The sequence below is a fragment of the Microbispora sp. ATCC PTA-5024 genome (assembly GCF_000511135.2).
Taxonomy (GTDB): domain Bacteria; phylum Actinomycetota; class Actinomycetes; order Streptosporangiales; family Streptosporangiaceae; genus Microbispora; species Microbispora corallina.
In genome coordinates, this window is record NZ_KI866527.1 from 1 (window position 1) to 21,663 (window position 21,663).

15 protein-coding genes and 2 tRNA genes are annotated in these 21,663 nt (G+C 72.6%); 3 read left to right on the forward strand and 14 right to left on the reverse strand.

Annotated features, from left to right (window positions below; translation table 11 throughout):
• The first annotated feature begins 660 nt into the window (after window positions 1–660).
• The gene (locus MPTA5024_RS34465; protein WP_036332793.1) at window positions 661–1,062 is read left to right on the forward strand and encodes a hypothetical protein; all 402 of its coding nucleotides are present in this window, start codon (window positions 661–663) and stop codon (window positions 1,060–1,062) included.
• 7 nt (window positions 1,063–1,069) lie between these two features.
• Here the strand turns inward: MPTA5024_RS34465 and MPTA5024_RS34470 are convergent, their stop codons facing one another.
• Window positions 1,070–2,665, reverse strand: a complete 1,596-nt coding sequence (locus MPTA5024_RS34470) for an ABC transporter substrate-binding protein (protein ID WP_036332194.1) — start codon at window positions 2,663–2,665, stop codon at window positions 1,070–1,072.
• A gap of 185 nt (window positions 2,666–2,850) precedes the next feature.
• Here MPTA5024_RS34470 and MPTA5024_RS34475 point away from each other — a divergent pair, with 185 nt between their 5' ends.
• Both MPTA5024_RS34475 and MPTA5024_RS34480 read left to right on the forward strand, forming a co-directional pair.
• On the forward strand, window positions 2,851–4,860 hold the full coding sequence (locus MPTA5024_RS34475; RefSeq protein ID WP_036332195.1) for a sensor histidine kinase: 2,010 nt from the start codon (window positions 2,851–2,853) through the stop codon (window positions 4,858–4,860).
• A complete protein-coding gene (locus MPTA5024_RS34480) occupies window positions 4,857–5,228 on the forward strand; it encodes a DUF742 domain-containing protein (RefSeq protein ID WP_036332196.1) in 372 nt (123 codons plus the stop codon). The genes MPTA5024_RS34475 and MPTA5024_RS34480 overlap by 4 nt, the downstream gene beginning before the upstream one ends.
• 6 nt (window positions 5,229–5,234) lie before the next feature.
• Here the strand turns inward: MPTA5024_RS34480 and MPTA5024_RS34485 are convergent, their stop codons facing one another.
• The 13 genes from MPTA5024_RS34485 to MPTA5024_RS34545 form a co-directional block, all read right to left on the reverse strand.
• Complete coding sequence (locus MPTA5024_RS34485) at window positions 5,235–6,944, reverse strand: hydantoinase B/oxoprolinase family protein (protein ID WP_051459046.1); 1,710 nt, start codon at window positions 6,942–6,944, stop codon at window positions 5,235–5,237.
• A complete protein-coding gene (locus MPTA5024_RS34490) occupies window positions 6,941–8,941 on the reverse strand; it encodes a hydantoinase/oxoprolinase family protein (RefSeq protein WP_036332197.1) in 2,001 nt (666 codons plus the stop codon). The genes MPTA5024_RS34485 and MPTA5024_RS34490 overlap by 4 nt, the downstream gene beginning before the upstream one ends.
• A 43-nt stretch (window positions 8,942–8,984) precedes the next feature.
• Window positions 8,985–10,397, reverse strand: a complete 1,413-nt coding sequence (locus tag MPTA5024_RS34495) for a helix-turn-helix domain-containing protein (RefSeq protein WP_036332198.1) — start codon at window positions 10,395–10,397, stop codon at window positions 8,985–8,987.
• Window positions 10,381–11,412, reverse strand: coding sequence for an ABC transporter ATP-binding protein (locus MPTA5024_RS34500; protein WP_084370243.1), 1,032 nt, complete (start codon window positions 11,410–11,412; stop codon window positions 10,381–10,383). Before MPTA5024_RS34500 ends, MPTA5024_RS34495 begins: the two co-directional genes overlap by 17 nt.
• Complete coding sequence (locus MPTA5024_RS34505; RefSeq protein ID WP_036332199.1) at window positions 11,409–12,185, reverse strand: ATP-binding cassette domain-containing protein; 777 nt, start codon at window positions 12,183–12,185, stop codon at window positions 11,409–11,411. The genes MPTA5024_RS34500 and MPTA5024_RS34505 overlap by 4 nt, the downstream gene beginning before the upstream one ends.
• Window positions 12,182–13,042, reverse strand: a complete 861-nt coding sequence (locus MPTA5024_RS34510; RefSeq protein ID WP_036332200.1) for an ABC transporter permease — start codon at window positions 13,040–13,042, stop codon at window positions 12,182–12,184. Before MPTA5024_RS34510 ends, MPTA5024_RS34505 begins: the two co-directional genes overlap by 4 nt.
• Window positions 13,039–14,055: an ABC transporter permease gene (locus MPTA5024_RS34515; RefSeq protein ID WP_036332201.1), complete on the reverse strand. Its 1,017-nt coding sequence runs from the start codon at window positions 14,053–14,055 to the stop codon at window positions 13,039–13,041. The genes MPTA5024_RS34510 and MPTA5024_RS34515 overlap by 4 nt, the downstream gene beginning before the upstream one ends.
• A 3-nt stretch (window positions 14,056–14,058) precedes the next feature.
• The gene (locus MPTA5024_RS34520; protein WP_036332202.1) at window positions 14,059–15,678 is read right to left on the reverse strand and encodes an ABC transporter substrate-binding protein; all 1,620 of its coding nucleotides are present in this window, start codon (window positions 15,676–15,678) and stop codon (window positions 14,059–14,061) included.
• A gap of 28 nt (window positions 15,679–15,706) precedes the next feature.
• Complete coding sequence (locus MPTA5024_RS34525; protein WP_051459047.1) at window positions 15,707–17,266, reverse strand: hydantoinase/oxoprolinase N-terminal domain-containing protein; 1,560 nt, start codon at window positions 17,264–17,266, stop codon at window positions 15,707–15,709.
• Window positions 17,263–18,357: a DUF917 domain-containing protein gene (locus tag MPTA5024_RS34530; protein ID WP_232326771.1), complete on the reverse strand. Its 1,095-nt coding sequence runs from the start codon at window positions 18,355–18,357 to the stop codon at window positions 17,263–17,265. Before MPTA5024_RS34530 ends, MPTA5024_RS34525 begins: the two co-directional genes overlap by 4 nt.
• Window positions 18,358–18,528: 171 nt before the next feature.
• Window positions 18,529–18,602, reverse strand: a tRNA-Met gene (locus MPTA5024_RS34535).
• A gap of 104 nt (window positions 18,603–18,706) precedes the next feature.
• Window positions 18,707–18,780, reverse strand: a tRNA-Met gene (locus MPTA5024_RS34540).
• Between the two features lie 95 nt (window positions 18,781–18,875).
• A partial coding sequence (locus MPTA5024_RS34545; protein WP_036332204.1) for a UPF0182 family membrane protein occupies window positions 18,876–21,663 on the reverse strand: 2,788 nt, incomplete at its 5' end.

Sequence of the window (21,663 nt, forward strand, 5' to 3'; positions counted from 1 at the left end):
CCCGATTCGGAGAAGACTTGAAACCAATCCCGCAAACCTGCAGGAATTAGACACCCCGTTTCCGGGGCAACCCCTCTAACTTACCCGACCGCGGCCACCAACACAACCCGGCAGCCACAACCAGTCAAACCAGAGGGGAGCGCCGGCACACCAACCCGGCGACACCCATCACACAACCACCGAGATGATCGAGGAGAGGGGCGCCGGACCGCGCCGACAACACAAGATTACCAGGCCTGGAACACCACCAGACCCAACCTCTGAACAACGTCCCCACGGTATGGCCTATTCCCCCAGGTCAGCCCTGGCGTCGCAGAAGACCCGGACGACCTGGGCCGCCGGCCCGTCCCCTTCCAGCACCACTCGCCCAAAACGTACGAGCGGGTAGGGACAACCAGATCCGGCTCTCAGGCATCTAAGTAGCGCTGCGGCGATCACGCCGGCGACGCGCGGAGGATCGGGGAGGGATCGGGACATGGTTGTCGACACCTCGGTGACGGCGGCCCCGCCCATGTCAGGGGCGCCCCTTCGGGGGATCCGCCTCCCCGCGCAACCGAACGTCAACCCGTCCGCAATCGCCTCACGTTACGAACACGATGCGGGAGTCTCCGCCCGGCGCCATCCCGGCCGCCCGGACTCCCCGCGCTGGAGGTGGCCATCATGACGCGGTCGGAGTTCGACGACATCCGCGCACACATCGCGGCCGAGGCAGGTCGCCCGGGCGACCTGCTGCAGCTCGCGCGGGAGCTGCTCGACGACCTGGAGCAGGTACGGATGCGCGAGGTGGCCCTGCGCACCCACTACCTCGGGCTCCTCACCGCCGCCCGCGCCACCGTGGCCGCCGAGGACGCCGGAGATCCGGTGCCCACGACCTTCCTCCGGCACGAGCTCGACAAGCACGGCCAGCTCCCCTCGGGCGAGCAGGTCCAGCGGATCCTCGCGGACGCCGCGACCGCGCAGCGGCTGCTGGCCTGCCTCGACGAGCCGGCCCCGCGGCAGTCGTCCCGTAAGGCGGTCCGCGGCCCCCGGTGCGGCGGCGTCAGCCGCACGCTGCGGGGCTGACCTCGGCTCAGCCGCTGGGGATCAGCTCGTGGACGAAGACGACGTTCGGGTAGGCCGGGTTGTCGGTGAAGCCCTGGACGTTGCCAAGGTAGGCCCGCTGGTAGTTCAGCACCCACGGCACGGCGACCACCGCCTCCTTCTCGATGAGCGTCCGCTGGAGGTCGGCGTAGGCCTTCTCCGCCGCGCCCCGGTCGGTGGCGAGCAGTGACGGCAGCCGGTCGATCTGAGCGTCGACGTCCCGGTCCCGCAGGTATGTGAGGTTGAAGGACACCGGCGTCGCACTGTGGAAGACGTTGAGGAACCAGGAGTACGCGTCGGCGTAGTCGGGCCACCAGTACATGACGAAGATGTCCTGGCGCTTGGCCGGGTCGGCGGCCTTGCCCTGGTTCCACTGGGCGTTCCACTGCATGGCCCTGGCGTCGACCTTGATGTTGAGCTGGGCCAGCGTGCTGCTGAGGACGGTGACGAGCACCTGCTCGTCGTCGTCCCCCTGGGCGTACGTCAGCGTGAGCTCCAGTTGCCGGCCGCCCGGGCCGTACCCGGCCTGGTGGAGCAGGTCGGCGGCGCCGGCGAGGTCCTGCTGGGGCTTGAGGGCCGGGGTGTGGCCGAGCAGTCCCTCGGGCACGAGCCCGGCGGCCTGGGTCCCGGCGCCCTTGAGCGCGGCGATGACGCCGTTGTAGTCGATGGCCTTCTGGACCGCCCTGCGCAGCCGGATGTCGGCGAGAGGCCCGGAGGCGGTGTTGAACAGCACGAGCATGTTCTGGAACGACGGCACCTGCAGGGTCCGCACCCCGGCGGTGGCCTTGGCCTTCTGGAACAGCGCGGGGTTGAGCCGCTCCACGAAGCTCGCCTCTCCGCGCAGGAGAAGCTGCCACGACGTGTTGAGGTCGGGCGTCACGCGGTACTCGACGTTGCGGTAGTGCGGCCCCTCCCAGCCGCCCCAGTACTTGTCGAAGGCCCGCAGCACCAGTTCCTTCTCGCGGCCCTTCTGCCAGCTCGCGACCGTGTACGGCCCCGAGCCCGCGTCCTTGCCCTGCTGGAACCACTTGCCGAGGTCGCCCGACCCGGCCGCCTGGGTGTCGTAGATGTAGGCGGCGTAGTCGGCCGAGGCGATGAGGTCGAGTGGCGCCGGGTACTTCAGCCGGAACTCGACGGTGAGCGGGTCCTTGACCGTGATCTGCTGGACGGCGTCCCATATGTAGGCCGCGCCCTGCCCGAGCCGGCGGGTCCGCTCTATGGACGCCTTCACGGCCGCCGCGTCGACCGGCCGTCCCGTGTGGAAGAACAGCCCGTTGCGCAGGGTGAACGTCCACGTCCTGCCGTCCGGCGACGTCTGCCAGCGCTCGGCCAGGCGGGGGCCCGCGCGGCGGGTGTTCGGGTTGTAGACCGTCAGCGAGTCGTAGATGTTCTGCATCGCCACGATCTCGTTGGAGTACGAGGTCGCGGGGTCCCAGTCGGTGACGATGTCGAGGTTGTCCAGGTAGACGAAGGTGGCGTCCTTCGTCGTCGGCAGGCTCGCCGCCGACGTGTCGCGGACCTCCCCGCCCCCGCAGCCGGCGAGGGCCAGCACGGCCACGACTCCCAGGATGAGGATACGGCGCATGCGGAGGGGGGTTCCTTTCACCCATGAACTACCATGATCGAAGCTACTGCAAGATCACGAATCGACGTGATATTTCCTGATATCTGATCTCAGAACTCTCTTCTCGCCCCACTGCGCTGCTAACCTCTGATCCTGTCTCATAAGAGCTTTGCGGGAAGCAACGGCTTCCTGGGACGAGGGTTGCCATGGGTCCCCGAAGGCGCGGACGGCCGATCAGGTACAGGCTCATCGGCCTGCTCCTTGTGCCGCTCTTCTCCCTCATCGGGCTCTGGGTGGTCACCGCGGGCGTGACGATCGGGGACAGCCTCCACCTCCGGACGTACAACACGCTGTGGTCGACGCTGCGCCAGCCCGCCGACGGGTTGATCGTGGAGCTCCAGCGAGAGCGGCTGGCGTCGGCGCAGTACCTCGGCTCGCAGGACCACGGCGACCAGTCGGAGATGAACGCGCAGCGGCAGCGGACCAACGCCGCCCGCGACAACGTCAGGAAGCTCGCCCTGTCGGACTCGTCCCGGGCGGCGACGACCCCCGCGATGCGGTCCCAGGTCGACGAGATGCTCGCCGGGCTCACCCAGATCGACGAGATCCGGGCGGAGATCGACGAGGGCCTGTCCAACCGCCTGCGCGCCATCGAGACGTACAACCTCGTCAGCGACTCGATCTACCGGATGCACTACAGCCTGGCGCTGATCGACGACATCCCGATCTACCAGCAGTCGCGCGTCGTGATCTCCCTCGGGTACGCCAAGGAGCTGCTGACGCGGGAGCAGGCCCTGGAGGCCGCCTCCTCCGCGTCGGGCGGGATGACCGAGGAGGAGCGCAAGCTCTTCACCCAGCTCGTCGGCAACCGGCGCTTCCTCATCGACCAGGCGCTCCCCGAGCTCGACGCGAGCCTGCGGCAGCTGCACGTGAACCTCATCACGACGCCGCTCTACCAGCGGCTGCGGCTGCAGGAAGAGAAGATCATCGCCGGTGAGCGGATCTCGCCGCGCACCCAGCGCACCTGGCAGTCCACCTCCGACGACCTGGCCGAGTCGTTCCAGAAGGCCCAGAGCGAGGCGGGCGCGCTGCTCGCCGAGCGCGCCGCGCCGATCGCCGACTCGATCCTCATGCGGGCGGTGCTCGCCGGCGGCGCCGGTCTCCTCGCGGTCGTCGCCTCGATCCTGATCTCCCTGCGGTTCGGCTCCCGGCTCGCCCGCGAGCTGGCGGGCCTGCGGCAGGCCGCGCTCGACCTCGCGAACGTACGGCTGCCCGGGGTCCTGGAGAAGCTCAAGAAGGGCGACGACGTCGACGTGGCGACCGAGGCGCCCCCGATCGGGATCCTCGGTGGCACCGCGGAGATCGAGGACGTCGGGGTGGCCTTCTCGACGGTCCAGCAGACGGCGGTCGAGGCCGCGATCGGCCAGGCGCGCCTCCAGCGGGGCGTCAGCCAGGTCTTCCTCAACCTCGCGCGGCGCAGCCAGACGCTGCTCCACCGGCAGCGGACCCAGCTGCACAACATGCAGCGGCACACGACCGAGCCGGACGTGCTGGAGGAGCTGTTCCGCCTCGACCACCTGACCACCCGCATGCGGCGTCACGCGGAGGGCCTGATCATCCTGTCCGGCGCGGCGCCCGGCCGGGCCTGGCGCAAGCCGGTCCCGATGTACGACGTGGTGCGCGGGGCGGCCGCGGAGGTCGAGGACTACGCCCGGGTGAACGTGCTGCCGATGGAGGAGCACGGCCTCGACGGCGCCGCCGTCGCCGACGTGATCCACCTCATCGCCGAGCTGATCGAGAACGCCACCATCTACTCGCCCCCGCACACCGCGGTGTCGGTCCGCGGGGAGCTGGTCGGGAACGGCTTCGTCGTGGAGATCGAGGACCGCGGGCTCGGCATGGCGGCCGACCGGCTGGCCGAGCTCAACGAGCGGCTGACCAACCCGCCCGAGTTCGACATCGCGGACACCGACCGCATGGGCCTGTTCGTCGTCGCCCGGCTCGCCGCGCGGCGGGAGATCAGGGTCACGCTGCGCCCCTCGCCCTACGGAGGAACGACCGCCATCGTGCTGATCCCATCCGTGCTCATGGTCTACCCGAAGGACCCGGACCTCGCCCGCCTGGCGGAGGAGGAGGTCACCCCTGAGGACATCATCCTCGCCTCCCTCAACCGGGGGAGCCAGAACACCGAGCGGCCGGGCGAGGAGGAGTCGTGACCGACCGGATCCAGGACCAGTGGCTGGATGACGACGCCGGACCGGTCGTCCCGGCGTACGCGCTGACCAAGGGTCGTGTCCGGCCCTCGAACAAGGCCATCGACCTGGTGGCCATCGTGACCGCCACCGGCGGCCCGACCCCGGTCAGCCTCGGTCCCGAGCAGTGGATGATCCTCAGCCTGTGCGCCCGGGCGACCCCCCTGGCCGACATCGCCGCGGCGATCGACCTGCCCCTCGGCGTCGTCCGCGTCCTGGTGGGCGACCTGCACGAGCAGGGACTCGTCCAGGTGCGCCCGCCCGCCAACGTGTCGCAGCTGCCCAGCGCCAGCATCCTCACCGAGGTGATCTCGGGCCTGCGGGCGCTGTAGCCGCCGTCAGAACGCGTGGGGGTAGTGCCGCCGCGCGTGCTCGGGGGTGATGTAGCCCTCCCGCAGGTCCGCCCGCACGGCCTCGGGGTCGCGCTCGGAGGGCGGGCCGTACCCGCCGCCTGAGCCGGTGCGCAGGTGCACGACCGCGCCCCTGGGCAGGAAGACCCGCGTCTTCAGCGAGAAGTCCACGGTCCGGCCGTCGGGGTACTCGACCGTGAGCCGGTTGGGCCGTCCCGGCAGGCCGCCCTCGAGGCCCCAGGGCGCGAGCGCGGTCCGGGCGAGGCCGGACGTCAGGTACTGGTCCTCCAGCACCCGGAAGGACAGGTCGAGCCCGAGGCCGCCGCGGAAGCGCCCGGGGCCGCCCGAGTCGGCGGCCAGGGCCAGACGCTCGATCCGCCAGGGGTTGCGCGCCTCCCACACCTCGGCGGGGGTGAAGCGGGTGGCCGACTCCGAGATGTACATGAGCGCGCTGGCGCCGTCGGCCGTCCGCGAGGCTCCCTGGCCCACCGGGTGGGGGGCGCCGTCGGCCCAGGGCTCGCCGGTGCCCTCCCGGGTGCCCCACCACACCAGGGCGTTGATGTCGCCGCCGCTCGCCGCTGGCACCGAGTCGGGGACGGCCTCGGCGAGCGACCGGATGATCAGCTCGATGGCGTGGTCGGACGGGATGCCGTACATGAAGCAGGGGGCCGGCCGTACGGGATGGAACAGCGAGCCGAGCCGGGTGACCAGTTCGAGAGGGCGGAAGTGGCCCTCGTTGGGCTGCTCGCCCGCGCCGGCGAGGAAGGCGACCGCGATCCGCACGGCGGCCACGGTGGACGGCAGCGGGCAGTTGACCGGCCCGCCGACCTGGTCGGGGCAGTCGGTGAGGTCGACGGTCACCGACGACCCGTCCACGGTGACCGTCACGCCGAACGGGATCGGCTCCTGGTTCACGCCGTCGGAGTCGATCACGCTGTCGGCCGTGTAGACGCCGTCCGGCAGCCGCTCGAACCAGGCGCGCACCAGCGCCTCCCCGTGCGCGTACATGCGGGCGACCGAGCGGCGGAAGGTGTCCAGGCCGTGGCGGCGGACGAGGGCGCCGAGGGCCTCGGCGCCCGTCCTGGCCCCCGCGACCATGGCGTTGATGTCGCCGATGACCATCTCCGGCATCCGGCTGTTGGCCAGGATCATCCGGTAGATGTCGGTCACCAGGCGCCCGGCGTCGTACAGCTTGACGCCCGGGAAGATCGTGCCCTCCTGGTGCACGTCGACCGTGTCGGTGCAGTACGGGTCCTTGCCGCCGATGTCGAGCCAGTGGGCCTTGATGGCCGAGTAGCCGACGAGCACGTCCTCGTGGAAGATCGGCACGACCATCGCGGCGTCCTGGGGGTGCGAGCCGGTGCCGTACGGGTCGTTGTAGAGGATGACGTCGCCGGAGGCGAGGGCGGCGGGGCCGCCGACGCCGTCGACGGCCTCCCGCACGCAGAAGCCCAGCGTCCCCATGAACGCGGGCAGGGTGGGGGCCTGGGCGAGCATGCACAGGTCGGCGTCGTAGAAGGCGACGGCGAAGTCGAGCGCCTCGTAGATGATCGGCGAGAAGGCGGTGCGGATCAGCGACTGCTTCATCTGGTCGGCGGCCGCGTTGAGGCCCTGCCGGATGATCTCGGTGACGACGGGGTCGGCCCCCTCGGCCAGCCCCGGGTTCGCCTCCGTGTAGACGGTCCGGACGATGGTCATCCGCGGTCCTTCCGTGTGATCATGAGGCAGCCGCTGCCGTGGGCCTCCACGGCGAACCCGGCGTCCACGTACGTCGTGGCTGTCGGCTCGATCACCAGCAGCGGCCCCTCGGCCGGACCGGTGAAGCCCTCGCGCGCCAGCACCGGGGCCTCGGCCCAGGCGCGGCGGCGGAACGACCAGAGCCGGGTGACGCCCCCGGCGGCCTCTCCCGAGGGGGGCGCGGGCACCAGTGGGCGGTCGGCGTCGAGCACCACGCGGGTCGTCGCCCGTACGGTGACGACCTCCAGCGGGTCGGGCAGCCGGTGGCCGAAGGCCCGGTGGTAGGCGGCGGAGAAGCGGGCCCCGATGGCCTCCACGTCGTCCTCCTCCAGCCGTACGGGGACGGTGAGCGTGTGCTCCTGCCCCCGGTGCCGCAGGTCGAGGTCCACCTCCCGTACGGCTCCCGCACCGTCCAGGCGGTCGAACAGCGCGGCGGCCAGTCCCTCGATCACCGGGAGCGCGTCCGCGTCGAGGGGCCGGACGAGCGTGCGGGCGGCCGAGCGGACGACGTCCGCCTGCACCAGCCCGACCGCCGAGAAGTTGCCCGCGTTGGGCGGCACGACGACGGTGTCCACGTCGAGCTCGTCGGCGATGAGGCAGCCGAACAGCGGGCCGGCGCCGCCGAAGGCGACGATGGCGGCGCCCCGGGCGTCCACGCCGCGTTCGACGGTCACGCCCCGGACGGCCTGGGCCATGTGGGCCGCCGCGATCCGGACGACGCCCTCGGCCACGGCGTCCGCGTCCGCGATGCCGGTCGGGGCGGCCAGCGGCGCGAGGGCGTCGGCGGCGGCGTCCGCCGACAGCTCGATGCCGCCGGAGATGTGCCCGGCCGGGATCATGCCGAGGTGCAGGGCGGCGTCGGTGACCGTGGGCTCGGCGCCGCCGCGGCCGTAGCAGGCGGGGCCGGGGTCGGCGCCCGCGCTGCGCGGCCCGACGCGCAGCAGGCCGCCGGAGTCGGCGTACGCGATGGAGCCGCCGCCCGCGCCGACGGAGCGGACGTCCACCCACGGGCTCTGCAGCGGCAGCCCCACGACCTCGCCCTGGTAGAGCAGCGGCAGCCGGCCGTCCTCGATCAGGGCCGTGTCGAAGCTCGTGCCGCCCACGTCGGCGGCGACGGCGGTGCCGAGGCCCAGGGTCGCCGCCAGCCGCGCGGTGGCGGCGGCGCCGGCCACCGGGCCGGAAAGGATCGTCTCGAACGGCCGCGCGGCCGCCTCGGCCAGCGTCAGCGCGCCCCCGCCGGAACGGGTGACCAGCAGGTCGCCGGCGAACCCGCGGGAACGCAGCTCCCGGTCGAGGTTGTGCAGGTAGGGGCCCATCCGGTGGCGGACGAAGGCGTCGACGACGGTGGTGCACGTGCGCTCGTACTCGCGGTACTCCCCCGACACCTCGTGCGACAGCGACACCGGGCCCGTGAACCCGGCCTCCCGCAGCAGCTCGGCGGCGCGCAGCTCGTGGCCGGGGTTGGCGTAGGAGTTGACCAGGACGATCGCGACCGCCTCGACGCCCTCCTCGGCGAACAGCCGCGCCGCCCGGAGCACGTCGTCCTCGTCGAGCCCGCCGACGACCGAGCCGTCGGCCGCCACCCGCTCGGACGCCTCCGCCCTCAGCCGCCTCGGCACGAGCGGCGGCGGCGGGGTCCAGAACAGGTCGTACGGGTCGTCGCGGTCGCCCCGGCGGATCTCCAGGACGTCGCGGAAACCCCGGGTCGTGATCAGGCCGACGGCGGCCCCGCGGCTCTCCAGCAGCGCGTTGAGGCCGACCGTGGTGCCGTGGACGAAGTGGGCGCAGCGCGCGAGCAGGCCGGCGGGCACGGCCGCGTCCACGGCGGCCAGCACCCCGAGCTCCGGCGCCGCCGGCGTCGTGGGCTGCTTGGCGACCCTGATCTCGCCGGTCGCGGCGTCGTGCAGGACGAGGTCGGTGAAGGTGCCGCCGACGTCCACTCCGATGACCGTTGTCATGCCTGGCAACGTAGGACGCGGCGCGGGGCCCGTCGATGTGGCCTCACGACGACGTGATCGCCGTTGTTGTGCCCGGGAGACAGTCGCGGTCGGCCACCACGTGGCAGGCCAGTTGCAGCGCGAGGCGGGTCTGCGGGTCCGACAGGTCGGCCTCCAGGGCCTCGGCGATGCGCCGGATCCGGTGGGCGACCGCGTTGGGGTGCAGGTTGAGCAGCTCCGCCGCCCGCGTCCGCGACCCCCAGCTGTCGAGGTACGCCTTCAGCGTGGGCACCGCGTGGGCCGACAGCGCGCCCAGGCGGTCGAGGGGGGCGAGCATGTCGCGGGCCGCCACGATGGCGCTCTCGCTGCCGGTCAGCTCCGCGAGGATCGCGTGGACGCCCAGCCGGTCGAAGCGCACCACCTGGCCCGCCGAGGCGCGGCCGGCCGCCGCCCGCGCCTGCGACGCCGTGCGGCGCAGCCCGTCGGCGCCGCCCTGGCTGGTGCCGATCCCGATGCCGAGGGGCGGCCAGCCGTCGGCCGAGGGGACGCCCTCGGCCCGCTCATCAGTGCTGAGGACCACCAGCAGGCCGCCCTGCCAGGGGGCGACGAGCGGCGGCGCGGCCAGATCCTCCCCGTCGAACGCCCGGAGGGCGGCCCGGCGGGCCTGGCGAAGCGCGGCCTCGCCCCCGGGCGGCAGGGGCCCGCGCAGGAACACCGCTACGTGCCACCCGTCCACGGGCACGCCCTCGTGCCGGGCGCGGCGGGCGGCGGCCCGGACGTCCTTCGTCCCCGCCCGCAGCAGGGCGAGCAGCGCGGCCTCCCGGGCACGCTCGGCCGCCCTGGCGGCGGCCCGCACCCGGCCGAGCGTGGTCGCGACGACCTGCCCGACGATGGCGGCCGCCGGGTCCTGGCCGTCCCAGCGCACGTAGCCGTCGGGCCGCCCGTCCACCCGGATGACGGCGGCGTTGGCCGCCGGGTCCGCGAGCTCCGCCACGCCGTACCCGACCCCGATGGACGCGGACGCGGCGCGCAGGATGTCGTCCTCGCCCGCGCCCTCGATGGCGCCGAGCCCGTCGATCGCCTCGCGGGTGCGGCGCAGCAGCAGGCCGGGGTCGGCCCGTACGGCGGCGCTGAGCCCGAGCACGGTCTCCGACAGCGACTGGTCGGAGGCGCCGGCGAGCAGGGCCACCCGGGCCCGGCGGGCGACCTCCACGATGTCGGGCGAGGTGCCGGACGGCCCCGGCAGCACGATCCCGGCGAGGTCGCCGCGTCCGGCGGCCCGCAGCGCGTCGAGCACCCCGCAACCCTGCGTGGCGTGGCGCGACAGGATCGCCAGCGCGCCGGGAGGGGCGGTCTCCAGGTCGCGCATCTCGTCGACGAGCACGACGCTCTCGACGGGACGGGCGTCCCAGGGGCCGGCGACGAGCGTCAGCCGGCGGCCCGCGGGCGTCCTCAGGAGGTCACTGACGTGGCGCATCGGGGGCCTCACCTCGGTCGTCCTGGCGGGGGCCGGTGCCCGGGGACGGCGCCGCCCCGGGGACGGGGACGGCGTCGGGGGCGAGGCCGGTGAGCACCTCCTCCGCGCGGTGACAGGCCACGTTACGCCCCTCCACCTCGCGCGGCGCCGGGGCCTCCTCGCGGCAGCGGTCGGCCGCGAACGGGCAGCGCAGCCGGAAGGGGCATCCGGTCCCGGCGGGCGCCGCCTCGGTGCGGCCGGACGCCCGGGGCGGCTCGCCGCCCAGGCGCGGGACCGCGTCGCGCAGCGCCAGCGTGTACGGGTGGGCCGGCCGGGTGAGCAGGGCCCGGGTCGGGCCGGACTCGACGATCCGCCCGGCGAACATGACGTGGGAGGTGCGGCACAGGCGGCCCACCACCCCGAGGTTGTGCGTGATCAGCAGGTAGCCCAGGCCGCGCTCGTCCGCCAGGCCCTCCAGCAGGTCGAGGATCCGGGCCTGCACGGTCACGTCGAGCGCGCTGGTCGGCTCGTCGAGCACGAGCAGCCGCGGCTCGACGGCGAGGGCGCGGGCGATCGCGACCCGCTGCCGCTGCCCGCCGGACATCTCGTGCGGCCTCCGACCGGCGAGCGCCGCGTCCAGGCCGACGGCGGCCAGCAGGTCGCGGACCCGCCCGCGCCGCTCGTCGCGGCCCATGCGGTGATGGGTGGTCAGCGCCTCCGCGATGGACGCCTCGGCCGTCATGCGGGGGTCGAGGGCCTCGCTGCCGTCCTGGAAGACGGGCTGGACGGCCCGGCGGAACTCCGCCCGCCCCCTCCTGTCGAGGGAGGCGAGGTCGCGGGAGCCGTACCGGATGACGCCGGAGCGGGGGCGCAGCAGGCCCAGCAGCCCGCGGGCCAGCGTGGTCTTGCCCGAGCCGCTCTCGCCGATGAGGCCGACGCCGCCCTCGTCCACGGGCAGGGTCACGTCGTGGACGACCGCGGCCGGGCCGTACGCGAGGGTCACGCCCTCCGCGGCCAGCACCTCCTGGCCGGTCATGGCCCCTCCTCGCCTGGGTCGCCGGGAAGCCGGGGGACGGCGGCGATCAGCTCGCGCGTGTAGGCGTCGGACGGCCGGGAGAAGAGCTCCGCGGCGGCGCCGCTCTCGACCACCGCGCCGCCCCGCATCACCACCACCCGGTCGGCGATGGTGGACACCAGCGCGAGGTCGTGGGAGACGAGCAGGACGGCGAGCCCGCGCTCGTCGCGCAGCCGCCGAAGCACGCCCACCACCTCGGCCTGCACGGTCACGTCGAGCGCGCTGGTCGGCTCGTCGGCCAGCACGACCTCGGCGCCGAGGGCGAGCGCCAGCGCGATCGCGAACCGCTGAGCCTGGCCGCCGGAGACCTGGTGGGGGTAGCGGCGCAGGATCTCCGGGTCCAGCAGGACGGCCCGGACGGCCTCCTCGGCCCGGGCCCCGGCGTCCGCCCCCTTGACGCCGTGCCGGGCGAGGGCGCGCCGCATCAGCGTGCCGAGCCGCATCGTGGGGTTGAGGGCGGCCTGCGGGCTCTGCATGACGAGCGCCGCCCGTGAGCCGCGGATCGCCCGCAACTGCGCGGGGCCGGCCGTGAGAACGTCGACGCCGCCGACCGTGATCGTCCCGGTGACGTGTGCGCCCTGGACGAGGCCGAGCGTGGCGAGCAGGGTGGTGGTCTTGCCCGAGCCGCTCTCGCCGACGACGGCCACGCACTCCCCGGGCGCCACGTCGAGCTCCGGGACCGACGCGATCACCCGGTCGCCGATCCGCACCGCGAGGTCCCTGATCTTGATCATCGCGCCAGCCTCGCCCTCAGCCCCTCGCCCAGCACGTTGAACGCGAACGCGGTGAGCAGGATGGCCAGCCCGGGGAACGTCACGACCCACCAGTCGGTGGTGAACAGCGACTGGCCCTGCTGGACCATCAGCCCCCACTCGGAGGTCGGCTCGTGGGCTCCCAGCCCGAGGTACGACAGGGCGGCGGCGGTGAGGATGACTCCGCCGCCGTCGAGCGACAACTGGACGAGCACGGGGGTGAGCGAGTTCGGCAGCACGTGGCGGAAGACGATGACGGGGGCCGGCACGCCCAGGCAGCGGGCCGAGTCGACGAACCCCCGGGTGGCCACCGAGGCCGCCACCGAGGCCGTGAGCCGGGCGTACCAGGGCCACCAGGTCACGGCGATGGCGACGATCACGGTCGTCACGCTGGGCTGGAGCACCACGGCCAGCGCGAGCGACAGCAGCAGCGCGGGGAACGCCAGGAACACGTCGGTCACCCGCATGATGACGTCGCGGACCCAGCCGCCGGCGTACCCGGCGACCACGCCCAGCACGACGCCGGCCACGCCGGAGATCACGAGCACCGCGACGGCGATCAGCAGGGACGTGCGGGCGCCGAACAGCACGCGGCTGAGCACGTCGCGGCCGACCTGGTCGGTGCCGAACCAGTGGGCGCCGCTCGGCGGGACCAGCGCCTCCAGCGGGTGGGTGGCCGAGCCGCCATCGTCCGGGTAGGGCGCGATCCACGGCGCGAGCAGCGCCGCGAGCACGACGAGCGCGAGCAGCACGCCCCCGGCGAGCGCGAGCCGGTCCACCCCGGCGAGGCGGCGCAGCGGCGTGCGGCGCAGGGGCAGGACGCCTCCGGGGGCCGTCATCGCGCCCTCACCCTCGGGTCGACGACGCCCTGGAGCAGGTCCACGGCGAGGTTGGCCGCCACGTAGAGGACGGCGACGAGCAGCGTCACCCCGGCGATCGAGGGGGTGTCGAGCGACCTGATCGAGTCGGCGGCGTACCGGCCGAGGCCCGGCCAGTTGAAGACGGCCTCCACGAGGAAGCCGTTCACGATCGAGTACGCGAACACGAGGGCGACGAGCGACAGCACCGGATTGAGGGCCGGCCGCAGCGCGAAGCGGGTGAGCACGGCGGTCTCCCCGAAGCCGAGGGCGCGCTCCAGCCGGGCGTGGTCGCGGGCCGACTCCTCGATGAGGGCGGCCCTCGTCATCTGGGCCACCACCCCGGCCGGATAGGCGGCGATCACCAGGGCCGGCAGCACGAGGTGCGACAGCGTGCTCGCCAGGATCGGCCAGTTGCCGGTGAACAGCGCGTCCACGGCGGTGATGTTGGTGTAGACGTGCAGGGGGCTGGTGCGGTCGAGGTTCGTGTCGTACTCCCCCGCCACGGGGAACCAGCCGAGCCCGCTGGCGAAGACCGTCTGCAGGGCCAGGGCCAGCCAGAACACCGGCACCGACACCGCCAGCATCGACGACAGCCGGATGGACAGGTCGGGCAGCCTGCCCTTGTAGCGGGCGGCGGCGATCCCGAGCGGGATCCCTGCCACGACGGCGACGACGAGCGCCGCGCCGACGAGTTCGAGCGAGGCCGGGAACGCCTGGAACAGGTCGTCGCGCACCGGCCGCCTGGTGTGCAGGCTCGTCCCCCAGTCCCCGCCGAGCAGGTCGCGGACGTAGGTCCACAGCTGCACCGGCAGCGGGTCGTCCAGGCCGAACTGGCGGCGGGCCGCCGCCAGTTCGGCCGGGGACGCCCTGGGTCCCGCGTACGCCACGGCCGGGTCGCCGGGGACCAGCCGCATGATGACGAACGTGAGGGTGACCACGCCGGCCACGACCAGGGCGGCCTGGCCGAGCCGGCGGATCAGGTACCGCGTCATTCCTCAGGCACCGGGCTTGAGGTCGTACACGAAGACGACGTTCGGGTAGGCCGGGTTGTCGGTGTACCCCTGGACGGACTTGGCGAAGGCCCGCTGGTAGTTCTGCACGTACGGCACCGCCACCGCGGCCTTCTCGTTGATGATCTGGTTCTGCAGGTCGCCGTACGCCTTCTCCGCGGCCGTCTTGTCGGTAGCCGTGAGCGCCGGGAGCTCGTCGATCTCCTTGTCGATCCCCGCGTCCTTGAGGTACGAGAGGTTGAACGAGATCGGGTCGGCGCTGTGGAACACGTTCACGAACCACGAGTAGGCGTCGGCGTAGTCCGGGTACCAGTACATGACGAAGATGTCCTGCCGCTTGGACGGGTCCTTCGACTTGCCCTGGTCCCACTGGGTGGTCCACTGCAGCGGCTTGGCCGTGAGCTTCACGTTCAGCTTGTCGAGGGCCGAGCTGAGCAGCGTCACCAGCAGGTCCTGGTCGCTGTCGCCCTGCGCGTACGTCAGGGTCAGGTCGAGCCGCTTGCCGCCGGGGCCGTACCCCGCCTGCTTGAGCAGCGCCTCGGCGCCCGGGAGGTCCTGCTTCGGGGTCTGGCTGGTGGAGTAGCCGAGCAGGCCCTCCGGCACCAGGCCGCTCGCCGCGACGCCGGAGCCCTTCATCGCGGCCACCAGGCCGTCGTAGTCGATCGCCTTCTGCACGGCCTGGCGCAGGCGCACGTCCTTGAGCGGTCCGCTCACGGTGTTGAACAGCGTGAGCAGGTTCTGGAACGACGGCGTCTGCGACGTCTGCACGGCCGGCGTGGAGCTGGCCTGCGCGAACAGCTGGGCGTTGAGCCGCTGCACGAACGTCACCTCGCCGCGCTGCAGCAGCTGCCAGGCGGTGGTGAGCTCGGGCGTGACCCGGTAGGCGATCTTCTTGTAGTGCGGGCCGCTCCAGCCGCCCCAGTAGCCGTCGTACGCCTTCAGCGTGAGCTCGGTCTCCTGGCCCTTCTGCCAGCTGTCGATCGTGTACGGCCCGGAGCCGGCGTCGTGACCCTCGCCGAACCACTTCTTCAGGTCGCCGGACTCGGCCGTCGTGTCGTAGATGTACGACGCGTAGCCCGCCGAGGCGATCAGGTCGAGCGGGGTCGGGTACTTGAGCGTGAACTCCAGCGTGGTGGGGTTCGGCGCCTCGATCTTGTCGACCGCGCCCCAGATGTAGGCCGCCCCCTGCCCGATCTTCATCGTGCGCTCGATCGACGCCTTCGCCGCGGCCGCGTCGACCGGCTTGCCGGTGTGGAAGGTCGCGCCGGACCGCAGGGTGAACGTCCACTTCTTGCCGTCGGGCGAGGACGTCCACGAGGTGGCCAGCCGCGGCTCGGCCTTCTTCGTCTGCGGGTTGTACCGGGTCAGCGACTCGTAGATGTTCTCCATCGCGATGATCTCGTTGGAATACGAGCTCGCGGGGTCCCAGTCGGTGACGACGTCCAGGTTGGGCACGTAGACGAACGTCGCGTCGGCCGCGCTCTGGGACGCGCCCGGCTGGGGGGTGCCTTCCGCGCCGCGGACCTTCCCGCCGGCGCAGGCCGCGGCGGTGAGGGTCACGGCGGCCACGGCTCCCGCCGCGAGAAGACGCTTGTGCCAGCGCATGTGAGGGGGTTCCTTTCCTTTCACCGGGCTACCGGGCGAGGGGGCCGGCGGCCTTGACGTGCAGGCGCACAGCGGGCTCAGGCAGGTAGCTGAGCGGGATCTCGCTGAGCTCGACGATCTCGACCGAGGCGGGGTCGGCCCCGGCGGCGACGGCCCGGGCGGCCGCCTCCTCCTTAGCTTTTTCGATCAATGTAGCCCTGTCGTTTCCCGCTCCGGCGGCGGGCACGATCGTTTCCAGCCGCCCGCTGGCGAGCGCGATGGCGGCCCCCACGGCGTTGGCCACCTCCGCGTGCTCCGGCCGGATCACCTCGGGCGCTCCGGGGATCCGCGGCGCCAGCAGGAACGCCCCGCCGCCGACCGCGACGAGCGGCAGGTCGGCCTTGCCGAGCGCCACCCGGTCGACCGCGTCGGCCACCAGGTCGTCGGCCCGCCGGACGGCGGCGGCCAGCCGGTCGTGCCACTCCGCGGGCACCGGGTGGGCGCCGACCGACCCCCGCCCGGCCGCGACGGCGGCGTCGGTCATGGTGGGGGTCGTGCCGCCGAAGACGAGCGCCTCCCGCCCGATCCGGTAGCCGACCGAGCGCGGCTCCGCGCCGACGATCGTGCCGCCGCCCAGGGCGATGGACAGGATGTCGGGCATGCGGAAGTTGGTGGTGACGCCGCCGATCTCGACGGCCGCGGCCGACTCCCGGGGGAACCCGCCGACGAGCACGCCGAGGTCGGTCGAGGTGCCGCCCACGTCGGCCACGATCGCGTCCTTCACGCCGGACAGGTACGCCGCGCCGCGCAGGGAGTTGGCCGGGCCCGACCCGATCGTGAGCACGGGGTACCGCGCCGCGTAGTCGACCGCCATCAGCGTGCCGTCGTTCTGCGCGAAGAACGTCTCCACCCGCAGGCCCCTCGCCCGCAGGGCCTCCTGCAGCGCGCCGGTCACGTCGCGGGCCACGCCGTACAGGGCCGCGTTGAGGATGGCGGCGTTCTCCCGCTCCAGCAGCCCGAGCGAGCCGATCTCGTGGCTCAGGCTCACCGGCACCTCGCCCAGCTCGGCCTGGATGATCTCGGCGACCCGGTTCTCCTGGTCGGCGCTGGCCGGGCTGAAGACGCCGGTGACCGCGATCGCGTCGGCGGGGGTCGCGGCGAGGAAGCGCCGGACGGCGTCCTCGTCGAGCGGGGCGATGGTCCGGCCGTCGACGAAGTGGCCGCCGCGGACGACGGCCGCCCCGGCCGACACCGTCTTGGCCAGGTCCTCCGGCCACTCGCTGAGCGGCGGCACGGACGTCGTCGCCGGGGCGCCGAGCCGCAGCACGGCCACCCGGCCGAGGGAGCGCCGTTCGAGGATGGCGTTCGTGGCGTGGGTCGTGCCCAGCATCACCCGGGTGACCAGGCCGGGCTCGGGCAGCTCGCCGAGGACGGCGTCGAGCGCGGCCCGCAGCCCCTCGGTCACGTCCGGGCTGGTCGGCCGCTTGGCCTTGGCCACCACCCGGTCGGCCTCGTCGAGGACGACGGCGTCGGTGTTGGTGCCGCCGACGTCGATGCCGATCCGCAGCCTCGCGTCCGCCGCGGCCGCTCCGGTGACGCGCTCGCTCATGCCCGCCCCGCGATCGTCTCGACGGGACGGTAGTCGAGGTCGTAGCCGAAGGCCCGCGGGCCGGCGGTCTCCAGGCCCTTGGGCGTGCGCCACAGCGGATCGCACGGCCAGGCGAGCACGGTCACCCGCTGACCGTAGCGCAGCCCCTCGGTCTGGATCGCCGTCGCCGCCTGGGTATCCACAACTGTGATCAAATCGGGCACCATCGCACGCACAACGCCGTCCTCCACGGCCACGAGGTTCTCGTTCTGGATCTCCAGCGTCAGCGTCCTGGCCCGGTCGTCGCCGGTCCCCTCGATCGTCACCGTGCCCCGGGCGAAGCCGCCGGTCGTCCGCCGTTCCAGGTCCGTCACCTTGCCGGTGAGCAGCCGTACGGCGCCGAGCTCGGCGGTCAGGGCCCCGAGCGGGTCCTGGGCGCCCTCGGTGGCCCGGCCGATCGCGAGGGCGCGGGTGACCGTGCCCTCGATCACCGCGCCGGCGCACTCCTTGGCGGTCAGCACGTAGTCGGCCATGAGCGCGCTCGACCCGGAGGCCACGCAGACGGCCCGCGCGATGGCCTCCGACCACAGGCCGTCGACCGGGCGGATCGTGACGACGTTGCCCACGGCGTCCGACATGATTACGAGGTTGGCCGGGATGCCGGCCACGTACAGGGACACCATCTGGACCTCGGGGAAGGCCCGGCCCATCGCGTCGGCGTCGAGCAGCGGCAGGCCGAGCCGCGCGGCCCAGGCCACCGGGGCCACGCCGTTGGCGCCGCCGATCTCGGAGGACATGACGGCCGCCGGGCCCCGGCCGAAGATCCGCTCGATCTCCTCCTTGATCCGGACCGGCTCGTCCTCGGCGTGGATCATCTCGTGGCTGACCGTCGGGGCGCCGATGCCGGACAGCGGCAGTACGAGCGCGTCGTCGGGAAGGTCGCCGAGGGTGACGAGGGGCACATCTCCGCGCTCGCGGATCGCCCTGCGCGCGGCGATGGCGCCGGAGCGGACGTCGCCGCCGCCCCCGGTTCCGAGCACGGCACAGCCGCGGGCGAGCGCGGCGACGTCGTCCAGTGTGATGCGGGCCTGCATGCGGGGAGCCTTCACCACCGGGCCGTCCCCGCTCAATGTGCCCCTGCGACACCGGTACGGCATTTGTTGTCGTATCACGACAAAGGCCCATATGCCTTGTTTCAGGCGAGTTACCGGCCGTTGAACAGGGACGATACACCCCGGGAAACGCGAAGGGCCCGGAGGCGATCCTCCGGGCCCTTCGATCAGTAGCGGGGACAGGATTTGAACCTGCGACCTCTGGGTTATGAGCCCAGCGAGCTACCGAACTGCTCCACCCCGCGTCGTTTTCGTACTTCTTGATGTTACCCGCTTTCCCGGAGCGATGCCAAATCGCCGCCCGGAACGACGAAGGGCCCGGAGGCGATCCTCCGGGCCCTTCGATCAGTAGCGGGGACAGGATTTGAACCTGCGACCTCTGGGTTATGAGCCCAGCGAGCTACCGAGCTGCTCCACCCCGCGTCGGCTCTACGAGACTATCCGTCCCGGCGGCGGGAGGCAAACCGGAGCCCCGCACCCGGGCGGGGTGCGGGGCTCCGGAACGACGACCGCGCAGGTCAGCCGCTCGGCGTCGGACTCGGGCTCGCCGAGGGGCTCGCGCTCGGGGACGGCGACGCCGTGGCCGGCGGAGTGGCCGGCGGGGTGGCGCCCCCCTGCTGCTGGAGCCGGCTCAGGTCGTCCAGCGCCTGCTTCAGCGCCGCCTGGGCCTTGCCGTACGCGTCCCAGTCCGGCGGGCTGTCCGACAGCGCCTTCTGGGCGTCGTCGTACGCCTGCTGGGCCCGCTGGGCCACCGCGGCCAGCGAGTTCGCGTTCGCCGGCGGCTGCTGCGGCTGCTGACCGGCCGGCGGCTGACCGGGGGGCGGCTGCTGGGGCTGCTGCGCCCCGCCGAAGACCTGGGCGAGCGCCTGGTCGAGGGTGTCGGCCGACCCCACCTTGTCGCCGAACATCACCAGCACCCGGCGCAGGATCGGGTACGGCTCCTGCCCGGCTCCGGCGGGCGCCTGCACGTAGACCGGCTCCACGTAGACCAGGCCGCCGGCGAACGGCAGCGTCAGCAGGTTGCCGTAGAGGATCTGCGCCTTTCCGAGGCCCAGGATGTTCAGCTCACCGGAGAACCGGTTGGTGAACGTGTTCTGCACCTGACCGGGACCGGGAATGGTCGTGCTCGCCGGCATGCGCAGGAGCTGCAGCTTGCCGTAGTCGGGGCCGGGTGTGGCGTCGACCGCCATGAAGGCGGCCAGGTTGCCGGGCCCCTTCTGCGGCACGAACGTCGTGGTGAGGGAGAACGACGCGGCCTCCGCTCCCGGCATCTTGACCGAGACGAAGTACGGCGGCTGCTTGATGTTCTTCTCCGACGGGTCGTCCGGGACGTTCCAGAAGTCCTGGTTGCCGTAGAAGGACGGGGCGTCGGAGATGTGGTAGCTGGACAGGATGTCGCGCTGCACCTTGAACAGGTCCTCCGGGTAGCGGAGGTGCTCCTGGAGCTGCGGGCTCATCCGCTCCTTCGGCTGCACGAGGCCCGGGAACGCCTTCTCCCAGGACTTCAGCACCGGGTCGCCCGAGTCCCACTCGTAGAGCGTCACCGTGCCGTCGTAGGCGTCGACCGTGGCCTTGACCGAGTTGCGGATGTAGTTGATCTGGTCGCGCGGCTGCGGGGTGATGGCGCTCGGGTTGGTCGCCGTGTCCCGGATCATGTCCGACAGGCTCCGGCTCTGCGAGTACGGGTACTCGTCGGCCGTGGTGTACCCGTCGATGATCCAGACGATCTTGCCGTCCACGATGGCCGGGTAGGGGTCGGAGTCGAGCGTGAGGAACGGCGCCACCTTGGCCACCCGCTCGGCCGGGTTCCGGTCGTACAGGATCCGCGACTGGCTGTTGATGTCGCCCGACAGCAGCAGGTTCTTCTCGCCGTACTTGATGGCGTAGAGCAGGCGGTTGAGCAGGCCGCCGATGGGCACGCCGCCCTTGCCCGTGTAGGTGGTGTTCACCTGGCCGGTGCGGTCGTTGCCCGGGTAGTCGAGCTCCTTGGAGCCGCTCGGCGCGATGACGTAGTCGCTGCCGCGCTCGCCGAAGTAGACGCGGGGCTCCTTGAGGCCGGCCGACGTCACGAGCGGGCCGGTCACCGGCATGTCCTTCGCGTCGAAGTCGGGCAGGCCCTGCGAGGTGACCTTGTTGCCGGGGGCCGCGACGAAGCCGTACCCGTGGGTGTAGACGAGGTGGCGGTTGATCCAGTTGTCGAACTGGGGGCCGGTCAGCTCGCGGACGGCGACGATGTGGTCGCTCACCGAGCCGTCGGCCGCCTTGTAGCGGTCGACGTCGAGGGAGTCGGCGAAGTCGTAGTAGCCCTTGACCCGCTGCTCCTGCTGGAAGGTCTTGGCGACCAGCGCCGGGTCGAGCAGGCGCACCCCGGAGACGGTCGTGTCGTTGGCCGCCTCGCCCTGGTCGGGGGCGCCCTGCGCCTGGTACGGCACGACCTTCACGTCCGCCACGCCGTACGCCTCACGGGTCGCGGCGATGTTGCGGCTGATGTACGTCGCCTCCTTGCCCTGCTGGTTGGGCCGGACCTGGAACTGCTCGACGAGCGCCGGGTAGACGCTGCCGATCAGGATGGCCGACAGGACCAGCAGGCCGAACGCGACGCCCGGCCACATGCCGCCGGGGCGCAGGACGCCGGCGAAGAAGATCAGGGCGCAGATCAGCGCGATGACCGCCAGGATGCCCTTGGCGGGCAGCACGGCGTTGACGTCGGTGTAGGAGGCGCCGTCGACGAAGCCGCGTGTGGAGAACACCAGCTCGTAGCGGTCGAGCAGGTACGCCAGGGCCTTGAGCAGCACGAACACGCCCAGCAGCACCGACAGGTGGGCGCGGGCCGCCCGGGTCGCGTGCAGTCCGCCGGGGGACTGGAAGCGGAAGCCGCCGTACAGGTAGTGGACGACCGCCGCGGCCAGGATCGACAGGATCACGGCCGTGAACAGGAAGTTGAGCACCATCCGCAGGAACGGATAGGTGAACATGAAGAACGACACGTCGAGGCCGAACTGCGCGTCCTTGGCCCCGAACGGCGTGGAGTTCACGAACAGCAGCCACGTCTTCCACTGCCCGGCCGTCGACGAGCCGGTGAACAGCGCCAGCACGCCCATCCCGATCAGGAAGACGAGCCGGCGGTGCGGGTCGAGGGCCATGCGGTAGCGGTCGGCGCCCTGGGGGCTGCCGAACATGCCGGGCCCGAACATGGGCCGGGTCCGGTGGGCGATCATCATGTTGCCGCCCACGACCGCCACCATCAGCGCCGCGCCCACCAGGAACAGCACGATCTGCGTGAACAGCAGGGTCGAGAACACCGAC

Bases quoted from the DNA above. Each gene is read 5' to 3' on its own strand.
- MPTA5024_RS34490 (WP_036332197.1), bottom strand. From the start codon at position 8,941: ATGACAACGGTCATCGGAGTGGACGTCGGCGGCACCTTCACCGACCTC.
- MPTA5024_RS34465 (WP_036332793.1), top strand. From the start codon at position 661: ATGACGCGGTCGGAGTTCGACGACATCCGCGCACACATCGCGGCCGAG.
- MPTA5024_RS34510 (WP_036332200.1), bottom strand. From the start codon at position 13,042: ATGACGGCCCCCGGAGGCGTCCTGCCCCTGCGCCGCACGCCGCTGCGC.
- MPTA5024_RS34515 (WP_036332201.1), bottom strand. From the start codon at position 14,055: ATGACGCGGTACCTGATCCGCCGGCTCGGCCAGGCCGCCCTGGTCGTG.
- MPTA5024_RS34470 (WP_036332194.1), bottom strand. From the start codon at position 2,665: ATGCGCCGTATCCTCATCCTGGGAGTCGTGGCCGTGCTGGCCCTCGCC.
- MPTA5024_RS34505 (WP_036332199.1), bottom strand. From the start codon at position 12,185: ATGATCAAGATCAGGGACCTCGCGGTGCGGATCGGCGACCGGGTGATC.
- MPTA5024_RS34525 (WP_051459047.1), bottom strand. From the start codon at position 17,266: ATGAGCGAGCGCGTCACCGGAGCGGCCGCGGCGGACGCGAGGCTGCGG.
- MPTA5024_RS34475 (WP_036332195.1), top strand. From the start codon at position 2,851: ATGGGTCCCCGAAGGCGCGGACGGCCGATCAGGTACAGGCTCATCGGC.
- MPTA5024_RS34500 (WP_084370243.1), bottom strand. From the start codon at position 11,412: ATGACCGGCCAGGAGGTGCTGGCCGCGGAGGGCGTGACCCTCGCGTAC.
- MPTA5024_RS34495 (WP_036332198.1), bottom strand. From the start codon at position 10,397: ATGCGCCACGTCAGTGACCTCCTGAGGACGCCCGCGGGCCGCCGGCTG.
- MPTA5024_RS34485 (WP_051459046.1), bottom strand. From the start codon at position 6,944: ATGACCATCGTCCGGACCGTCTACACGGAGGCGAACCCGGGGCTGGCC.
- MPTA5024_RS34520 (WP_036332202.1), bottom strand. From the start codon at position 15,678: ATGCGCTGGCACAAGCGTCTTCTCGCGGCGGGAGCCGTGGCCGCCGTG.